The organism is Affinundibacterium nitidum (genome assembly GCF_014284155.1).
GTDB classification, from domain to species: Bacteria; Pseudomonadota; Gammaproteobacteria; order Burkholderiales; family Burkholderiaceae_D; genus Undibacterium; species Undibacterium nitidum.
This window is the reverse complement of record NZ_JACOFZ010000001.1, coordinates 695,782-711,141: the sequence shown is the minus strand read 5'-3', so window position 1 is coordinate 711,141 and position 15,360 is coordinate 695,782. Positions and strand designations below refer to the sequence as shown.

Genomic DNA, 15,360 nt, shown 5'->3' with positions numbered 1-15,360 from the left:
CTCAGCTTAGCTAAGAATAAATGGAAGCAAATAATGGAAGCGATTAAAGATTTTTTTGGCAGCCTCATGCTGCGCGAGCTGATCAAGGGTTTAGCCCTGACAGGCCGCTATATGTTTGCACGCAAGATAACGGTGCAATTCCCCGAAGAAAAGACGCCGCAATCTCCACGTTTTCGTGGTTTGCACGCGTTGCGCCGTTATCCAAACGGGGAAGAGCGCTGCATCGCTTGTAAATTATGTGAAGCAGTTTGCCCAGCAATGGCGATTACGATTGAGTCTGATCAACGTGAAGATGGTTCTCGTCGTACTACACGTTACGACATCGATTTGACCAAGTGTATTTTCTGCGGCTTCTGTGAAGAGTCATGCCCAGTGGATTCGATCGTTGAAACACATGTTTTGGAATATCACGGCGAAAAACGCGGTGACTTGTATTTCACCAAAGAGATGCTGCTGGCTGTTGGTGATCGTTACGAACCAGAAATTGCGGCAGCCCGTCAAGCTGACGCTAAATACCGCTAGACTGGAAGAGCTTAGCTATGGATTTTACAACTGCTTTATTTTATGTGTTCGCTGCCATTTTGGTGTTGGCCGCGACGCAAGTGATCACCGCGCGTAGCCCTGTGCATGCGGCATTGTTTTTGGTTTTGTCCTTTTTCAGCGCTGCTGGTATTTGGTTGTTGTTGAAAGCGGAGTTTTTGGCCATCGTGCTGGTGTTGGTCTATGTCGGTGCTGTCATGGTCTTGTTCCTGTTCGTCGTGATGATGCTCGATATTAATATGGACAAGCTTCGCGAGGGATTTTGGGGGCGTTTACCATTGGCCGCCATCGTAGGTTTGGTAATCGCCTTCGAGATGTCTGCCGTGTTGTTGAAAGGCTTTTTGCGTCCCGATAATGCAGCACCTGCAAACGCTGCAATAATCGGTGACACGAAGTTCTTGGGCATCGAAATCTTCACAAAGTATTTGTTTGCTTTCGAGGTTGCAGCGGTAATTTTGTTGTTAGCGATTGTTGCTGCTGTTGCTCTGACACTGCGTCGTCGCAAAGACAGTAAATATTTCGACCCAGCAGCTGCTGTGAAAGTAAAACGGAACGATCGCGTACGTTTGGTCAATATGAAAGCAGAATCCGACCGCGCATCCGCCGGCGAAAAAGCTGCAGAGAATACAGGTGTATAAATGGCTTTAACATTGACACATTTTTTGGTTTTAGGCGCGATTTTGTTTGCGATTTCTATCGTCGGCATTTTCATGAACCGCAAAAACATCATCGTCTTGTTAATGGCAATAGAATTGATGTTGTTGGCGGTTAACATGAATTTCATCGCCTTTTCCCACTATTTAGGTGATGCGGCGGGGCAGGTTTTTGTCTTCTTCATTTTGACTGTGGCAGCAGCAGAATCTGCAATTGGTTTGGCGATTCTGGTGGTGATGTTCCGTAATTTGGACACGATCAATGTGGAAGATCTGGGTACATTGAAAGGCTAATATCACCAAAATTTTTGGTGAGTAGTGACTTTGATGTATTGGGAATTAGAGAAATAAGATAACAAAGGGTCGATATGGCGGGGCAACTTAACCCACATTTATTACTGGCAGTACCACTTGCACCACTGGCTGGTGCCGCAATTGCGGGTCTGTTAGGTACAAAGTTCTTTGGTAACCTAGTTGGTCGTAAGGTGTCGCACACGGCGACCATCCTCGGCGTCTTGGTGGCTTTCGTATTATCGTGCATGACCCTTTCTGAGGTCATCGACGGCGCAAAATACAATGGCACCCTGTATCAATGGATGAATGTGGGTGGCATGAAACTGGAAGTTGGTTTCTTAGTTGATAGCCTGACAGCGATGATGATGTGCGTCGTCACCTTCGTGTCGTTGATGGTGCATATCTACACGATTGGCTACATGGCGGAAGACGAAGGTTACAACCGCTTCTTTGCATACATCTCTCTGTTTACTTTCTCCATGTTGATGCTGGTCATGAGTAACAACTTCTTGCAGTTGTTCTTTGGCTGGGAAGCAGTGGGTCTGGTTTCCTACTTGTTGATCGGTTTCTGGTACACAAAACCAACCGCTATTTACGCGAACATGAAAGCCTTTTTGGTGAATCGTGTTGGTGACTTTGGTTTTATTCTTGGTATCGGTTTGCTGGTTGCTTATGCTGGTTCGATGAACTACGCAGAAGTATTTGCGAAGAAAGACACATTGGCACCAATCATGTTGCCTGGTACCGATTGGATGTTGATCACTGTCGCATGTATTTGCTTGTTTATCGGTGCAATGGGCAAGTCTGCACAATTCCCGTTGCATGTATGGTTGCCAGATTCGATGGAAGGCCCAACGCCGATTTCTGCTTTGATTCATGCAGCAACAATGGTTACCGCCGGTATTTTTATGGTGGCACGTATGTCCCCGCTGTTTGAGATGTCGGATACAGCTTTGTCCTTCATTATGGTAATTGGTGCCATCACAGCCTTGTTCATGGGTTTCCTCGGCATCATTCAAAACGATATTAAACGTGTCGTCGCGTATTCGACCTTGTCTCAATTGGGTTATATGACGGTTGCCTTGGGCGCGTCTGCTTACTCAGTAGCTGTATTCCATTTGATGACACACGCTTTCTTTAAAGCTTTGTTGTTCTTAGCTGCGGGTTCTGTGATCATCGGCATGCATCATGATCAAGATATCCGTAACATGGGTGGATTGTGGAAGTACATGCCAAAAACTTGGATCACCTCGTTGCTCGGTTCTTTGGCATTGATCGGTACGCCATTTTTCTCTGGCTTCTACTCAAAAGACTCAATCATCGAAGCAGTGATGGCATCTCATTTGCCAACATCAGGCTTTGCGCAATTTGCAGTATTGGCTGGCGTATTCGTGACGGCTTTCTACTCTTTCCGTATGTATTTCTTGGTGTTCCACGGTAAAGAGAATTTTGGTCATGCACACCATGGTCACGATGATCATCATCATGGTTTGGCACCAGGTCAAAAACCTCACGAATCTCCGGCGGTTGTTTGGGTGCCATTGGTGTTATTGGCTATCCCATCTGTATTCATTGGCTTGTATACAATTCAACCAATGTTGTTTGGAGACTTCTTCAAAGATGTGATCTTCGTTAACCACCACGCCCATCCAGCAATGGAAGAGTTGGCACATGAATTCCATAGCTGGCAGGCGATGGGTAAACACGCCTTGCAAACGCCACCATTCTGGTTGGCCTTGTCCGGCGTTGCTTTAGCTTATTTCTTCTACATGGTTAAGCCAAGCATCCCAGCTGCAATCAAACAGAAGGCAAGTGTTATTTACAATATCCTAGATAATAAATACTACATGGACCGCTTCAATGAGATCGTGTTCGCGGGGGGCGCTCGCTTGCTCGGTGGCGGATTGTGGAACATCGGTGACAAAGGTTTGATCGACGGTTTGGTTGTGAACGGAAGTGCGAAATTGGTTGGTTTGTTTTCTAAGATCGTTCGTTTGTTCCAGACAGGTTTTATTTACCACTATGCGTTCGTCATGATCTTGGGTGTACTTGGTTTCCTGATTTATTTCATGCCGCTCCCATTTTCTAAATAATATTGAAACGCTTAGATTAAGTATTTAGTAAAACATTCAGTACGACTTTAAGTGCAATACCGAGTTACGAATCAGTGACTAAACAAGTGACTAAAAAAAGATAATCATGATGCTGTCAACTTCTCCTTTATTAAGCCTGTCGATTTGGGTACCTATCGTATTTGGCATCTGCGTATTAGCCTTGGGCCGCGATAAGAACCCTGGCTTTGTGCGCCTCGTGTCCTTGGTTGGTTCCATTATTAGCTTCTTGGTGACGATCCCAGTTATCGCGAACTTTGATAATGCGGCACATGGTATGCAGTTTGTCGAGAAGATGAATTGGATCTCTCGTTTCAATGCTTTCTATGCCTTGGGTGTTGACGGCTTGGCGATGTGGTTGGTGCCATTGACAGCATTTATCACCGTTATCGTAGTCATCGCTGCGTGGGAAGTAATTGAAAAGAATGTTGCTCAATATATGGGCGCGTTTTTGATTTTGTCCGGCTTAATGATCGGTGTATTCTGCGCGACCGATGGCTTGTTGTTCTATGTGTTCTTCGAAGCTACCTTGATTCCGATGTACATCATTGTTGGTATTTGGGGTGGTCCAAATCGCGTATACGCAGCGTTCAAGTTTTTCTTGTACACCTTGCTCGGTTCTTTGTTGACGCTGGTTGCCATCATTTACCTCTACATGAAGTCCGGTTCATTCGACATCGCGGCATGGCATAAATTGCCTTTGCCTTTGGATGTGCAGATCATGTTGTTCTTTGCGTTCTTAATGGCGTTTGCGGTCAAGGTTCCAATGTGGCCAGTCCATACATGGTTGCCAGATGCTCACGTTGAAGCGCCGACCGGTGGCTCTGTCGTATTGGCAGCAATTATGTTGAAACTGGGCGCATATGGTTTCTTGCGTTTCTCTTTGCCTATCGCTCCAGATGCGAGTCATGCATTGTCTGGCATGATGATTACCTTGTCTCTAATCGCAGTGATCTACATTGGCTTGGTCGCTTTGGTGCAGAAGGATATGAAGAAGTTGGTGGCTTACTCTTCAATTGCACACATGGGCTTCGTTACACTCGGTTTCTTTATGTTCAATGATATGGCAGTGCAGGGCGCAGTCGTGCAGATGATTTCTCACGGCTTTATCTCTGCCGCAATGTTCTTGTGTATCGGTGTTTTGTATGACCGAGTACATTCCCGTGAAATCGCAGATTACGGCGGTGTCGTGAACACTATGCCAAAGTTTGCTGCTTTGTTTATCTTGTTCTCTATGGCCAATTGCGGCTTGCCAGCGACTTCTGGTTTCGTCGGTGAGTTCATGGTGATTATCGGCGCTGTTAAATTCAATTTCTGGATCGGTATGTTGGCAGCGACCGCTTTGATTTTCGGAGCAGCCTATTCATTATGGATGGCGAAACGCGTTATTTTTGGTGCGATCACCCATGATCACGTGGCAAAGCTGACTGACCTAAATAAACGTGAATTCTTTATGTTAGGCGTGTTGGCAATTGCAGTTATTGTGATGGGATGCTACCCAGGTCCTGTGACTGATGCGATGCAAGTGTCAGTGTCTGATTTGTTGAAACACGTCGCGACATCGAAAATTCCGATGTAATACAGAATTACTGCTTCTTTCACGAGGGTGTGGAAGCAGAGAAGTTAATCGCTTCCAAGTGAAATGCAACTTGAAGCAAAGATAAATGTAAGTAGAAATAACTAATATGAACCTGATACCACTACAACTTTATCCAGAAGTTTTCTTACTACTGTCGATCTGTGCGATCTTGTTGATCGATATGTTTCTCGGTGAGGAAAAACGCAATGTCACTTACGCATTGAGTTTGTTGAGTATTGGTGTGTGTGGCATCTTGACGATGAACGCGTCGAGCGGTTCATCGGTCTACCTGAGTAATAACATGTTCGTATCAGATGCGATGTCCAACTTAATGAAGTTGTTCTCGTATATCGCAGTTGGCGTGACGTTCATTTATGGCCGCCAATATGCAAGCGACCGTGGCATGACCAAAGGTATGTTGGGTGGCGAATTCTATGTAATCGCATTATTCGCTTTGCTCGGTCAAATGATTATGATCTCTGGCAATAATATGCTGGTGATTTACCTCGGTCTGGAATTGATGTCCTTGGCTTTATATGCTCTGGTTGCTTTGCGTCGTGATAATACGACATCGACAGAAGCTGCGATGAAGTACTTCGTATTGGGTGCTTTAGCTTCTGGTTTCTTGTTGTACGGTATTTCCATGATTTACGGCGCAACAGGCAGTTTGAATTTGAATGTGATTGCAACCGAAGCAGCGAAGCTGACGGCGAATAAAAATATCCTGACCTTTGGTATCGTGTTCGTGGTAGCCGGTTTGGCGTTTAAATTAGGTGTCGTACCTTTCCACATGTGGGTACCCGACGTCTATCAAGGTTCCCCAACAGTCGTCACTTTGCTCTTGGGTGGCGCACCTAAATTGGCAGCCTTCGCAATCTGTTATCGTATTCTGGCAGAAGGCTTATTCCCACAAGTGATCCAGTGGCAGCAAATGTTGATGGTCCTTGCGGTGATGTCGATGGCGGTCGGTAATATTACGGCGATAGCGCAAACCAACCTCAAACGTATGTTGGCTTATTCGACGATTTCACAAATGGGCTTTATGTTATTGGGCTTTATTTCAGGCGTATCCAATGCCAATCCAGCCTTGGCTGTTGAAGCTTATAGCGCTTCGATGTTCTATTCGATCACTTACGTGATGACGACTTTGGGTACCTTCGGCGTGATCTTGTTATTGTCTCGTAATGGCTTTGAAGCGGAAGAGATCGCTGATCTGAAGGGCTTGAATAAACGTAGTAAATGGTTCGCCTTCATTATGTTGTTGTTGATGTTCTCTTTGGCTGGTATCCCGCCATTGATGGGCTTCTACGCAAAATTGTCAGTATTGAGCTCAGTGGTTGCAGCGGGTCAAATCTGGTTGGCGGTTGCAGCTGTGTTGTTCTCATTGATTGGTGCATTCTACTATTTGCGTATCGTTAAAGTGATGTACTTTGATGAGCCGCAAGATCAATCTGCGATCGTAGCAAGTGCAGATATGAAGATTGTTCTCAGCGTCAATGGCTTGGCAGTATTGTTGCTTGGTATCGTTCCAGGTCCATTGCTGACAAGCTGTGTTGAAGCGATTAAGAGTGCACTTGCCTCTTAAGATTTTTTACAGTATCAATTAGCATATAAGGTAAGCGCCAGTGAACATATCACTTTTGAGTTGGTTGGTGATTGGTCTGGCGCTTGTACTTGCCTCCCTCCCGTTCCTGTCTGAGCGATTCTTCGCTGTTTTCGCGTTGGAGGCGTTTCCGCAAAAGCCGATTTGGCTGCGTCTGATTGAATTGATTAGCTATTATTGCTTAGTTGGTTTGGTCGGTTTCGCTTTGGAAGCAAACACCGGTAATCCTTTCCCACAAAGCAAAGAGTTTTATGTCGTTACTTTTTGCATGTTTATTGTTTTTGCCTTTCCTGCTTTTACTTATCGCTATCTGAAAAAATAGATGAGTAAGGAAACGCCAAACCTTCAGTTGAGTGCCGCTGAGAACCCCAATCTTGCCGAAGTTAAAGTGGAAACTGTTCGTGCTTTCGAAGGCAGTTTTCTACATGTTGAAAAAGATTTAGTACGCCTTCCTGATGGTAAGCAAGTGAGCCGCGAATACATTAAGCACCCCGGTGCTGTAGTGATTCTGCCGCTATTTGAAGATGGCACGGTACTTTTGGAGCGTCAATTTCGTTATCCTCTTGATCGCGTATTTCTCGAGTTCCCCGCAGGGAAAATCGACGCTGGTGAAGACCATCTCGAATGCGCCAAGCGCGAACTCAAAGAAGAAACGGGTTATACCGCAAGCGATTGGTCTTTTGTCTGCACTATCCATAACGCGATTGCCTACTCCGACGAACATCTTGATATCTATCTCGCAAAAGGCTTACAAGCGGGCGAGGCTCAGCTCGATGCTGAAGAGTTTTTAGAGACCTTTAGAGCACCAGTTTCGCAAGTGCTTGAGTGGGTAAGAGCCGGACAAATCACCGACGTTAAAACCGTTATCGGTGCATTTTGGTTGGAAAAAATAATGCGAGGCGAGTGGGTGGTTTAAACCTAAATAATTAACACTGATAGGCATAAAAAAACGCTGAAATCGAAACGATTCAGCGTTTTTTTTGTTTTAGTAGTCGAAGACTCTACATACTTGAGTAGTTTGGACCGCCGCCACCTTCTGGTGTTACCCAAACGATGTTTTGGGTAGGATCTTTGATATCACAGGTTTTGCAATGTACACAGTTCTGCGCATTGATCTGTAAGCGGTCAGCACCTTCTTCCGTCTTCACGAATTCGTACACCCCAGCTGGGCAATAACGGCTTTCTGGGCCCGCATATTTCGCCAAATTGACGTTCACCGGAACCGACGCATCTTTCAATGTCAAATGAATTGGCTGGTCTTCAGCATGGTTAGTATTGGAGATAAACACAGAGGAGAGACGATCAAATGTCAACTTGCCATCTGGTTTTGGATAATTAATTGGTGTGAATTCTGAAGCCGGACGTAAGCAAGCGTGATCTGGTGTTGAATGATGCAGAGTCCATGGCGCTTTACCGCGCAACAAGACCTGATCGATCCATACCAGAGGCGCACCGTAAGCGCCGCGTTTCAACAATGGTTTAACGTTCCGTGCGATATGTAATTCTTCGTGCAACCAAGAGGCCTCAAACGCTGCGCTATAAGCAATCAACTCGTCATGTTGGCGATCTGCTGTGACAGCATCAAAAGCTGCTGTTGCCGCTAACATGCCTGTCTTGATTGCAGCGTGACTACCTTTGATACGACTCATGTTGAGGAAGCCTGCATCGCAGCCAATCAGGGCGCCGCCAGGGAAGGTGAGCTTAGGCAAAGACTGCAAACCACCTGCAGTAATCGCGCGAGCACCATAGGAAATACGTTTGGCACCTTCGAAATAAGTGCGAATCGCTGGATGTGTTTTGAAGCGTTGGAACTCTTCAAACGGCGAGATATATGGGTTTTCATAAGCTAGGCCAACGACATAGCCGACCGCGACTTGATTGTTTTCGAGGTGGTATAAAAATGAACCCGCATATTGATCCATCATTGGCCAGCCTGTCGTGTGCACCACCAAGCCTGGTTTATGATGTTTCGGGTCGATCTCCCACAATTCTTTAATACCGATACCGTAGGATTGTGGATCTTTACCTTTGTCGAGCTCGTACTTGGCAATCATCTGCTTGCCCAAATGGCCGCGCGCGCCTTCAGCGAACAAAGTATATTTCGCGTGCAACTCCATACCAATTTGGAAGGAAGGAGATGCTTCGCCTTCGCGATTGACGCCCATATTGCCAGTCGCCACGCCTTTGACTGAGCCATCGTCGTTGTAAAGAACTTCAGCTGCAGTAAAGCCAGGAAACACCTCAACGCCTAAGGCTTCGGCTTGCTGCGCCAACCAACGTGTGACATTGCCCAACGAGATGATGTAATTGCCTTCGTTGTGGAAGCATTTAGGCACTAACCAATTTGGTGTGCGTATCGCGCTCGTCTCAGTCAATACCAAGATTTCATCTTCAGTGACTGGGGTATTGAGCGGCGCACCTAATTCTTTCCAATTGGGGAACAACTCGGTCAATGCTTTGGGATCCATGATCGCGCCCGACAAGATGTGGGCACCTGGCTCGCCGCCTTTTTCGAGGACGACAACTGATACATCCTTGCCTGTTTCTGCTGCCAGTTGCTTGAGCTTGATCGCTGCAGATAAGCCAGCTGGGCCACCGCCAACGATGACGACGTCGTATTCCATGGCGTCACGTGGGCCGTATTCTTCTAACAGTTTTTGTGAGGATGTTGTCATAATAATTTTGCTTTCCAAAAATAAAGGAACGAGCGTGCTAATTTGAATATCGGATCTTAGGGGCAGTCGGACAAATGTGCAAGTCGAGAAACTAGTGGTGAATTTCTAAAGCACGCTGCTTGTTGTTTTTCATATGAGCGAATTATCCCAGATTTTCCTAAGATTGCCTTCACATTAAGAGGGGGAAGGGCGCTAAAAATTGCATGTCAGCGCCAAAATGACCAGAAACGCGACAGTGATTGTTGATGACAAGCCTATGGTCTTTGTCGCTTCAGAAGTGGTATGCTGCAGCACAACAGGCGATGGCGGATGATGGACTATAGTGTCGTCGATGAACTAAGGTAGTCTAATTTAGATGGAGAATTGGCATGGGTATAGAAGTAAATTTCGAAGGTAAAGTGGCCTTGATCACCGGCGCTTCGAGCGGTCTTGGTGCGCGTTTCGCGAAAGTCTTAGCGATGGCGGGTGCTCAAGTTGTGTTGGCATCACGTCGTACTGAACGCTTGAAAGAATTACGTGCGGAGATCGAAGCCGATGGCGGCGCAGCTCACGTAGTCGCTTTGGACGTCACTGACTATGCCAGCATCAAATCTGCGATCGCTCACGCGGAAACTGAAGCTGGTCCCATCGACATCTTGATCAATAATTCAGGTGTCTCAACTCAGCAAAAATTGGTCGACGTCACACCTGAAGATTATGCTTTTGTGATGGATACTAACCAACGTGGTGCATTCTTTGTCGCCCAGGAAACGGCAAAGCGCATGATTACTCGCTACAAAGGCGACCCAAAGAAACAGCATCGCATCATCAATATCGCTTCGGTAGCAGGCCTGCGTGTGATTCCGCAATTGGGAATTTACTGCATGAGCAAGGCAGCTGTTGTGCAAATGACGAAAGCCATGGCTGTTGAATGGGGCAAGTTCGGTATCAACGTCAATGCGATCTGCCCAGGCTACATTGAAACGGAAATTAATTCCGAGCACTTCCAGACAGAGCAAGGCAAAAAATTGATCGATATGTTGCCGCGCAAGCGTGTCGGTACACCAGAGGATTTGGATGGACTTTTGCTGTTGCTAGCTGCTGAAGAATCTCGTTTCTTGAACGGCTCTATTGTTGCTGCTGACGATGGTTTAAGCGTAACCTAATTCCACGCTAGTAGCGTAGGTGAAGTCGAAGATCCAAAAAAAAGAAGAGCCTCACGCCCGAAGACTGGGCATGAGGCTCATTTTTTAGTTCACTTTCGTGAGCCTAAACCAGTTTAAATTCCAACCTCCGTTGTTCGCTTTGATACCAAACTTATGTGAACCAGCACTCAGGCTCACATTGTGTTTGATGGTGGTCCAGGTTTGCCATCCTCCTGTCGCTGGAATATTGATCGCGCCATAAGACGGTGTGCCGCCAGCTTCTTCCAGCACCAAATTTCCACCACCGCTTAAACTCGCCACCCGGTACTCGACTTGGTAAGTGCCAGAGCTTGGAATATTTACCGCTGGATAAGACATCCAATCACCTGCGTCGATATAGCCAACGTTCATTCCTCCGCCGGCATCACTCGTGTTTTCAAGCTTGACTCCGCTCATCACAAGATAGTCTTCCCCTTGAATCGTGATGCCGTCAGACGGCGGTATAGAAGCGGATTCAAACTTAATCCAATTGAGGTTAAATCCGCCACTTTTCGCGGATATGGCAAAGTTTTGTTTGCCCGCAGCGAGATTGACGGTGTGGCTAACTGTTGTCCATGTTTGCCATCCACCGGTGTAGGGAATATTTACGCTGCCGTAACTAGGCGTACCGCCAGCTTGTTCCAACTGGAGCAGCCCAGTACTGTTGGGGCTAGCAACGCGATAGCTGACTTTATAGCTACCGGCTGCAGGCACATCAACGCTGTAGCTCATCCAATCGCCGGTATCGATATAGCCGACATTTTGACCGCCGCCAGCGTCGCTGGTTGATTCGGTTTGCACACCAGACATATTACAAAATGCTTCTGCTTCAAGTGTGCCCGGAGCGGCGAAGGTAGTGCAAGTGCTCGGTGTGCTACTCGGCCAAGTGGAGATAATGTTTTTGGCGAGATTGCCAGAGGCAGTTAGTTGTGATGGGCTCCAATTACCGGTCGCACTAGCGCCTGGCACTAAGGCAGAGGCACCTTCGTTTTTGTCGTTGAGCGCCCAGTTTGCATTGCTGATGTTATTGCGCTTCATGAAGTCGACCCAGGCTGCGGTTTCGCCTGCATTTACGCCACCATCGCCTGACGCGCCAACTGAACCCCATTCGGTAACGAAAAGCGGGATGCCATTATTCAAGGCCGTGGTCGCCCAATCACGCAAATATTGTCCATGGCTGCCAGCATAAAAGTGCAGGGTATAGGCAATATTCTTATAGCCTGTGATAGGATCGCGCGATGCTTCATCTACCTTTTGAGACCATTGCGGCGTACCCACGATAATCAGATTGTTTGGATCGATAGCGCGAATGGCTGAGATCACGGCATTAGCATACGGTTTGATCGTGCCACTCCACGAGATTTGTAAAGGCTCGTTATAGATCTCGTAAATCACGTTGGGATAGTTCTTGTAGGTACGTGCCATTTCTTGGAAGAAGGCGATCGACTGTGCTTGGTAGTCCTCTGCATGATGGGTATGCCAATCGATAATGACATACATATCGTTAGCGATTGCTGCATCGACCACCGCCTTGACGCGAGCCTTATTGCTTGCTGGGTCTTGCAGGTAGCCGCCATCATCATTGACCCCCATTGCGGCGCGGACAATATTCGATTTCCAGTCGCGTTTTAAGGTGCTGACAACGCCAGCGTTATAAAATTTTTCACCGCCCCAATTGTTGTTGCTCCAAAAGAGGCTATTTCCTGCAAAGCTAGCCACCTGGCCGCCCGCGAGAACTTTATTGCCGCTGGTGCTCAGTGGTTGTACTGCTTCAGCGTTAAAGCCCTGCATCAGGGCTAGGCTGCAGATACTGAGTTTGAATAGTTTGCACAAAGTTGTACCGACTTGTCTTAGGTCGGATTGCGAACTCTGTATTGAGGGGAGTTGGCTAAGCGTGTTCATATCGTCTCTCTTTTTAATTGGAAAATAAAATTAACAAACCAGCTGTTGTGAACCCTTACAAGCTTGTGGTGACCAAACACGGGGGGCGCATCATAGAGCAAACCAGCAATGACGGTCCGGACGACATTGCCACAACTCTATCGAGCAAATTTGAGCACTTTGTTTTCCTGCCGTCTTGTGCTGTGCAAGGCGGCAAGCGAAATCATTAGTCAGACAATACTTTCTCAAGATCGTGCGCCATTCGATGTTAGATTCAAATTTCGCTCTTACTGTTGAGGTAGGGGCGAACCCAAAATCAAACGACAGACTGCGCTGAATCCCATTCAGATCACTGAGATGTCTCTTTTCTGAAAACGATTTCAAATATGAGATTAGCATGCTTTTTGTGAATTTGGAATCGTTTCCATATCGGTTGTCGAGTTTTTCGTTGGTGCGTAGCAGCATTCTGACTAAAGCCGTGAATTGCTAGGAACGGAAGATTTTGCTCCCTGGCTTGGGCTCGCTGCAAAGCTTTATTTACACCGCAAATGATTGGCCTGCATGATGCGGTCAATTCATTCGAGCTGAGCAGGGCTCAAGTAGCGATACGCAATAATTTGTTGATGAGTTCGCTTGAACTTGCGGCGTTGAGCTTTTTCATCAACTTAGCACGATACATCTCGACGGTTCTTGGACTGAGTGCGAGTTGGCGTGCGATCATTTTGCTAGTTTGACCATCAACAATAAGCGCGGCAATTTCGCGTTCTCGTGCTGTCATTTCGGGCGATACCGAACGTTTGGCGCTGAGATCATCGAAGGTCCAGATACCAGCTGCATGAGGATCTTCGGGGTGAAGCGATCGTCCAGAAACATGGCACCAGAACAGTTCTTGATTTGCTCGTTTCATGATGCGTTCGTCGGAATACCAACCGGTTGTATTCAAAATCGGTACGATGCGCGCTCCCGTACGTTCAAATTCGTCGGAACTAGGGTATAACATCAAGAATGATTCACCGACCAGGTCTTCTTTAGAAAAGCCAAACATGGCCGCCATGGCGTCGTTACAGGCAATAATGCGTCGATTCTGAGACACGCACATGCCAACTGGTGCCATGCGGAAAATTGCTTCAAAGTCGACGTTGAGTTCGGGATTCATGTTCCAAGGAGCCAATATGAGCTTGGGGTAAACGATTCGGATGCTTTGTTGTGTCAGTCTGACGAGTGCTGAAGCATACCTTGAAGTCGACCGCTTGGCGAGTCTGCTTCGAAGACATGGGTGAGATTTAGTTTTGCATTCGGTGGACTAGTAGTTCTACGGTATTGCGTTCATGCTCTAGCAGTTCTATGCTAGACCGTTCGACATATAAAATTGTTTTGCTTTCCATTTTTTTGCACTACTTATTTTCCATTCATTCACTAGAGGGAGACGTATGAATAAGCTCTATCCAGATGCCGCATCCGCATTAGCAGACATCGTTCAAGATGGACAAACAATCGCCGTCGGCGGTTTTGGTTTGTGTGGGATTCCTGAAGCCTTGATCGCCGCACTGCGCGACAGTGGTAAGAAAGAATTGACTGCAATTTCGAACAATGCCGGTGTTGACGGTTTTGGTCTAGGCCAGTTGTTGCACACGCGCCAAATTAAGAAAATGATTTCTTCTTACGTTGGTGAAAATAAAGAATTCGAGCGTCAGTATTTAGCAGGTGAATTGGAATTGGATTTCACACCACAAGGAACGCTGGCAGAGAAATTGCGCGCTGGCGGCGCAGGTATTCCTGCTTTCTTCACAAAAACGGGCGTCGGTACGATCGTTGCTGAGGGCAAAGAAATACGTGAATTCGATGGTGAAAAATATGTGATGGAACGCTCTTTAGTAGCGGACGTTTCATTGGTCAAAGCATATAAGGCAGATAAAGCAGGTAATTTGGTGTATCGCAAAACCGCACGTAACTTTAATCCTAACGTTGCAATGGCGGGCAAGATCACAGTGGTTGAAGTTGAGCATTTGGTTGAAATTGGTGAAATCGATCCGGATCAAGTACATACCCCAGGTATTTACGTGCACCGCATCGTGGTCAATGCGAATCCAGAAAAACGCATTGAACAACGTACAACGACACCAGCTTAAGCATATTTTGCAGCACATCTTGAAGCATATTTTGAACTTACGATGTGTAATTAAGCGATCAATCACTTTACAGAATTAGAGGACATCATCATGGCATGGAATCGTGACGAAATGGCTGCACGCGCAGCGCAAGAATTGCAAGACGGTTTTTACGTGAATTTGGGTATTGGTTTGCCGACTTTGGTGGCAAACCACGTACCTGATCATATGGAAGTATGGTTGCAATCCGAAAACGGTTTGCTCGGTATTGGTCCGTTTCCAACGGAAGATCAAGTTGATGCTGACTTGATTAATGCAGGTAAACAAACAGTAACAACTTTGGCAGGCTCATCGATTTTCAGCTCTGCCGATTCGTTCGCGATGATCCGTGGCGGCAAAATCAATGTGGCGATCTTGGGTGCGATGCAAGTGTCTGAAAAAGGCGACTTAGCAAACTGGATGATTCCAGGAAAAATGGTTAAAGGCATGGGCGGCGCGATGGACTTGGTGGCTGGTGTCGGTCGCGTTGTCGTGCTGATGGAGCACGTCGCGAAAGGTGATGCGCACAAGATTTTGAAGGAGTGCAATTTGCCTTTGACTGGTGTAGGCGTGGTTGATCGCATCATTACTGATTTAGGCGTGATGGACATTACGGCTGACGGATTAAAGTTGATTGAGCTGGCTCCGGGTGTGACGAAGGAAGAGATTTTGGCGAAGACAGAAGCGAAATTGGATGTCTCTGCGGTCTAGTCG

14 protein-coding genes are annotated in these 15,360 nt (G+C 46.8%); 11 read left to right on the top strand and 3 right to left on the bottom strand.

Features of this window, described 5'->3' with window-relative positions:
• Window positions 1–33: 33 nt before the first annotated feature.
• The 8 genes from nuoI (at window position 34) to H8K36_RS03075 (ending at window position 7,696) form a co-directional block, all read left to right on the top strand.
• On the top strand, window positions 34–522 hold the full coding sequence (gene nuoI, locus H8K36_RS03110) for an NADH-quinone oxidoreductase subunit NuoI (protein ID WP_186889854.1): 489 nt from the start codon (window positions 34–36) through the stop codon (window positions 520–522).
• A 17-nt stretch (window positions 523–539) separates the two neighbouring features.
• Window positions 540–1,178 (top strand): NADH-quinone oxidoreductase subunit J, encoded by a 639-nt coding sequence (locus tag H8K36_RS03105; protein ID WP_186915132.1) that lies wholly within the window; start codon window positions 540–542, stop codon window positions 1,176–1,178.
• Window positions 1,179–1,487, top strand: a complete 309-nt coding sequence (gene nuoK, locus H8K36_RS03100) for an NADH-quinone oxidoreductase subunit NuoK (protein WP_186915133.1) — start codon at window positions 1,179–1,181, stop codon at window positions 1,485–1,487. It abuts the gene before it with no gap.
• A 74-nt stretch (window positions 1,488–1,561) separates the two neighbouring features.
• Window positions 1,562–3,580 (top strand): NADH-quinone oxidoreductase subunit L, encoded by a 2,019-nt coding sequence (nuoL, locus tag H8K36_RS03095; RefSeq protein ID WP_186915134.1) that lies wholly within the window; start codon window positions 1,562–1,564, stop codon window positions 3,578–3,580.
• Window positions 3,581–3,686: 106 nt separating this feature from the next.
• Window positions 3,687–5,177: an NADH-quinone oxidoreductase subunit M gene (locus tag H8K36_RS03090; protein ID WP_186915135.1), complete on the top strand. Its 1,491-nt coding sequence runs from the start codon at window positions 3,687–3,689 to the stop codon at window positions 5,175–5,177.
• Between the two features lie 106 nt (window positions 5,178–5,283).
• Window positions 5,284–6,762, top strand: coding sequence for an NADH-quinone oxidoreductase subunit NuoN (gene nuoN, locus H8K36_RS03085; RefSeq protein ID WP_222611100.1), 1,479 nt, complete (start codon window positions 5,284–5,286; stop codon window positions 6,760–6,762).
• A gap of 40 nt (window positions 6,763–6,802) precedes the next feature.
• Window positions 6,803–7,102, top strand: a complete 300-nt coding sequence (locus H8K36_RS03080) for a DUF2818 family protein (protein WP_186915136.1) — start codon at window positions 6,803–6,805, stop codon at window positions 7,100–7,102.
• A complete protein-coding gene (locus H8K36_RS03075; RefSeq protein ID WP_186915137.1) occupies window positions 7,103–7,696 on the top strand; it encodes an NUDIX domain-containing protein in 594 nt (197 codons plus the stop codon).
• An 85-nt stretch (window positions 7,697–7,781) separates the two neighbouring features.
• Here the strand turns inward: H8K36_RS03075 and H8K36_RS03070 are convergent, their stop codons facing one another.
• Window positions 7,782–9,404, bottom strand: a complete 1,623-nt coding sequence (locus H8K36_RS03070) for an electron transfer flavoprotein-ubiquinone oxidoreductase (RefSeq protein WP_186915755.1) — start codon at window positions 9,402–9,404, stop codon at window positions 7,782–7,784.
• A 419-nt stretch (window positions 9,405–9,823) separates the two neighbouring features.
• Between H8K36_RS03070 and H8K36_RS03065 the strand changes: the two genes are divergently transcribed.
• Window positions 9,824–10,600: an SDR family oxidoreductase gene (locus H8K36_RS03065; protein WP_186915138.1), complete on the top strand. Its 777-nt coding sequence runs from the start codon at window positions 9,824–9,826 to the stop codon at window positions 10,598–10,600.
• Window positions 10,601–10,684: 84 nt separating this feature from the next.
• Here H8K36_RS03065 and H8K36_RS03060 read toward each other — a convergent pair whose 3' ends face one another.
• Window positions 10,685–12,520: a carbohydrate-binding protein gene (locus H8K36_RS03060; RefSeq protein WP_186915139.1), complete on the bottom strand. Its 1,836-nt coding sequence runs from the start codon at window positions 12,518–12,520 to the stop codon at window positions 10,685–10,687.
• Window positions 12,521–13,094: 574 nt separating this feature from the next.
• On the bottom strand, window positions 13,095–13,655 hold the full coding sequence (locus H8K36_RS03055) for a LuxR C-terminal-related transcriptional regulator (RefSeq protein WP_186915140.1): 561 nt from the start codon (window positions 13,653–13,655) through the stop codon (window positions 13,095–13,097).
• A gap of 274 nt (window positions 13,656–13,929) precedes the next feature.
• Between H8K36_RS03055 and H8K36_RS03050 the strand changes: the two genes are divergently transcribed.
• Both H8K36_RS03050 and H8K36_RS03045 read left to right on the top strand, forming a co-directional pair.
• Window positions 13,930–14,628, top strand: a complete 699-nt coding sequence (locus H8K36_RS03050; protein WP_186915141.1) for a CoA transferase subunit A — start codon at window positions 13,930–13,932, stop codon at window positions 14,626–14,628.
• Between the two features lie 90 nt (window positions 14,629–14,718).
• A complete protein-coding gene (locus H8K36_RS03045; RefSeq protein WP_186915142.1) occupies window positions 14,719–15,357 on the top strand; it encodes a CoA transferase subunit B in 639 nt (212 codons plus the stop codon).
• Window positions 15,358–15,360 lie beyond the last annotated feature (3 nt).

Coding starts and splice junctions, on each gene's coding strand:
- nuoI (WP_186889854.1), top strand. CDS start 34: ATGGAAGCGATTAAAGATTTTTTTGGCAGCCTCATGCTGCGCGAGCTG.
- H8K36_RS03105 (WP_186915132.1), top strand. CDS start 540: ATGGATTTTACAACTGCTTTATTTTATGTGTTCGCTGCCATTTTGGTG.
- nuoK (WP_186915133.1), top strand. CDS start 1,179: ATGGCTTTAACATTGACACATTTTTTGGTTTTAGGCGCGATTTTGTTT.
- nuoL (WP_186915134.1), top strand. CDS start 1,562: ATGGCGGGGCAACTTAACCCACATTTATTACTGGCAGTACCACTTGCA.
- H8K36_RS03090 (WP_186915135.1), top strand. CDS start 3,687: ATGATGCTGTCAACTTCTCCTTTATTAAGCCTGTCGATTTGGGTACCT.
- nuoN (WP_222611100.1), top strand. CDS start 5,284: ATGAACCTGATACCACTACAACTTTATCCAGAAGTTTTCTTACTACTG.
- H8K36_RS03075 (WP_186915137.1), top strand. CDS start 7,103: ATGAGTAAGGAAACGCCAAACCTTCAGTTGAGTGCCGCTGAGAACCCC.
- H8K36_RS03070 (WP_186915755.1), bottom strand. CDS start 9,404: ATGGAATACGACGTCGTCATCGTTGGCGGTGGCCCAGCTGGCTTATCT.
- H8K36_RS03065 (WP_186915138.1), top strand. CDS start 9,824: ATGGGTATAGAAGTAAATTTCGAAGGTAAAGTGGCCTTGATCACCGGC.
- H8K36_RS03060 (WP_186915139.1), bottom strand. CDS start 12,520: ATGAACACGCTTAGCCAACTCCCCTCAATACAGAGTTCGCAATCCGAC.
- H8K36_RS03055 (WP_186915140.1), bottom strand. CDS start 13,655: ATGAATCCCGAACTCAACGTCGACTTTGAAGCAATTTTCCGCATGGCA.
- H8K36_RS03050 (WP_186915141.1), top strand. CDS start 13,930: ATGAATAAGCTCTATCCAGATGCCGCATCCGCATTAGCAGACATCGTT.
- H8K36_RS03045 (WP_186915142.1), top strand. CDS start 14,719: ATGGCATGGAATCGTGACGAAATGGCTGCACGCGCAGCGCAAGAATTG.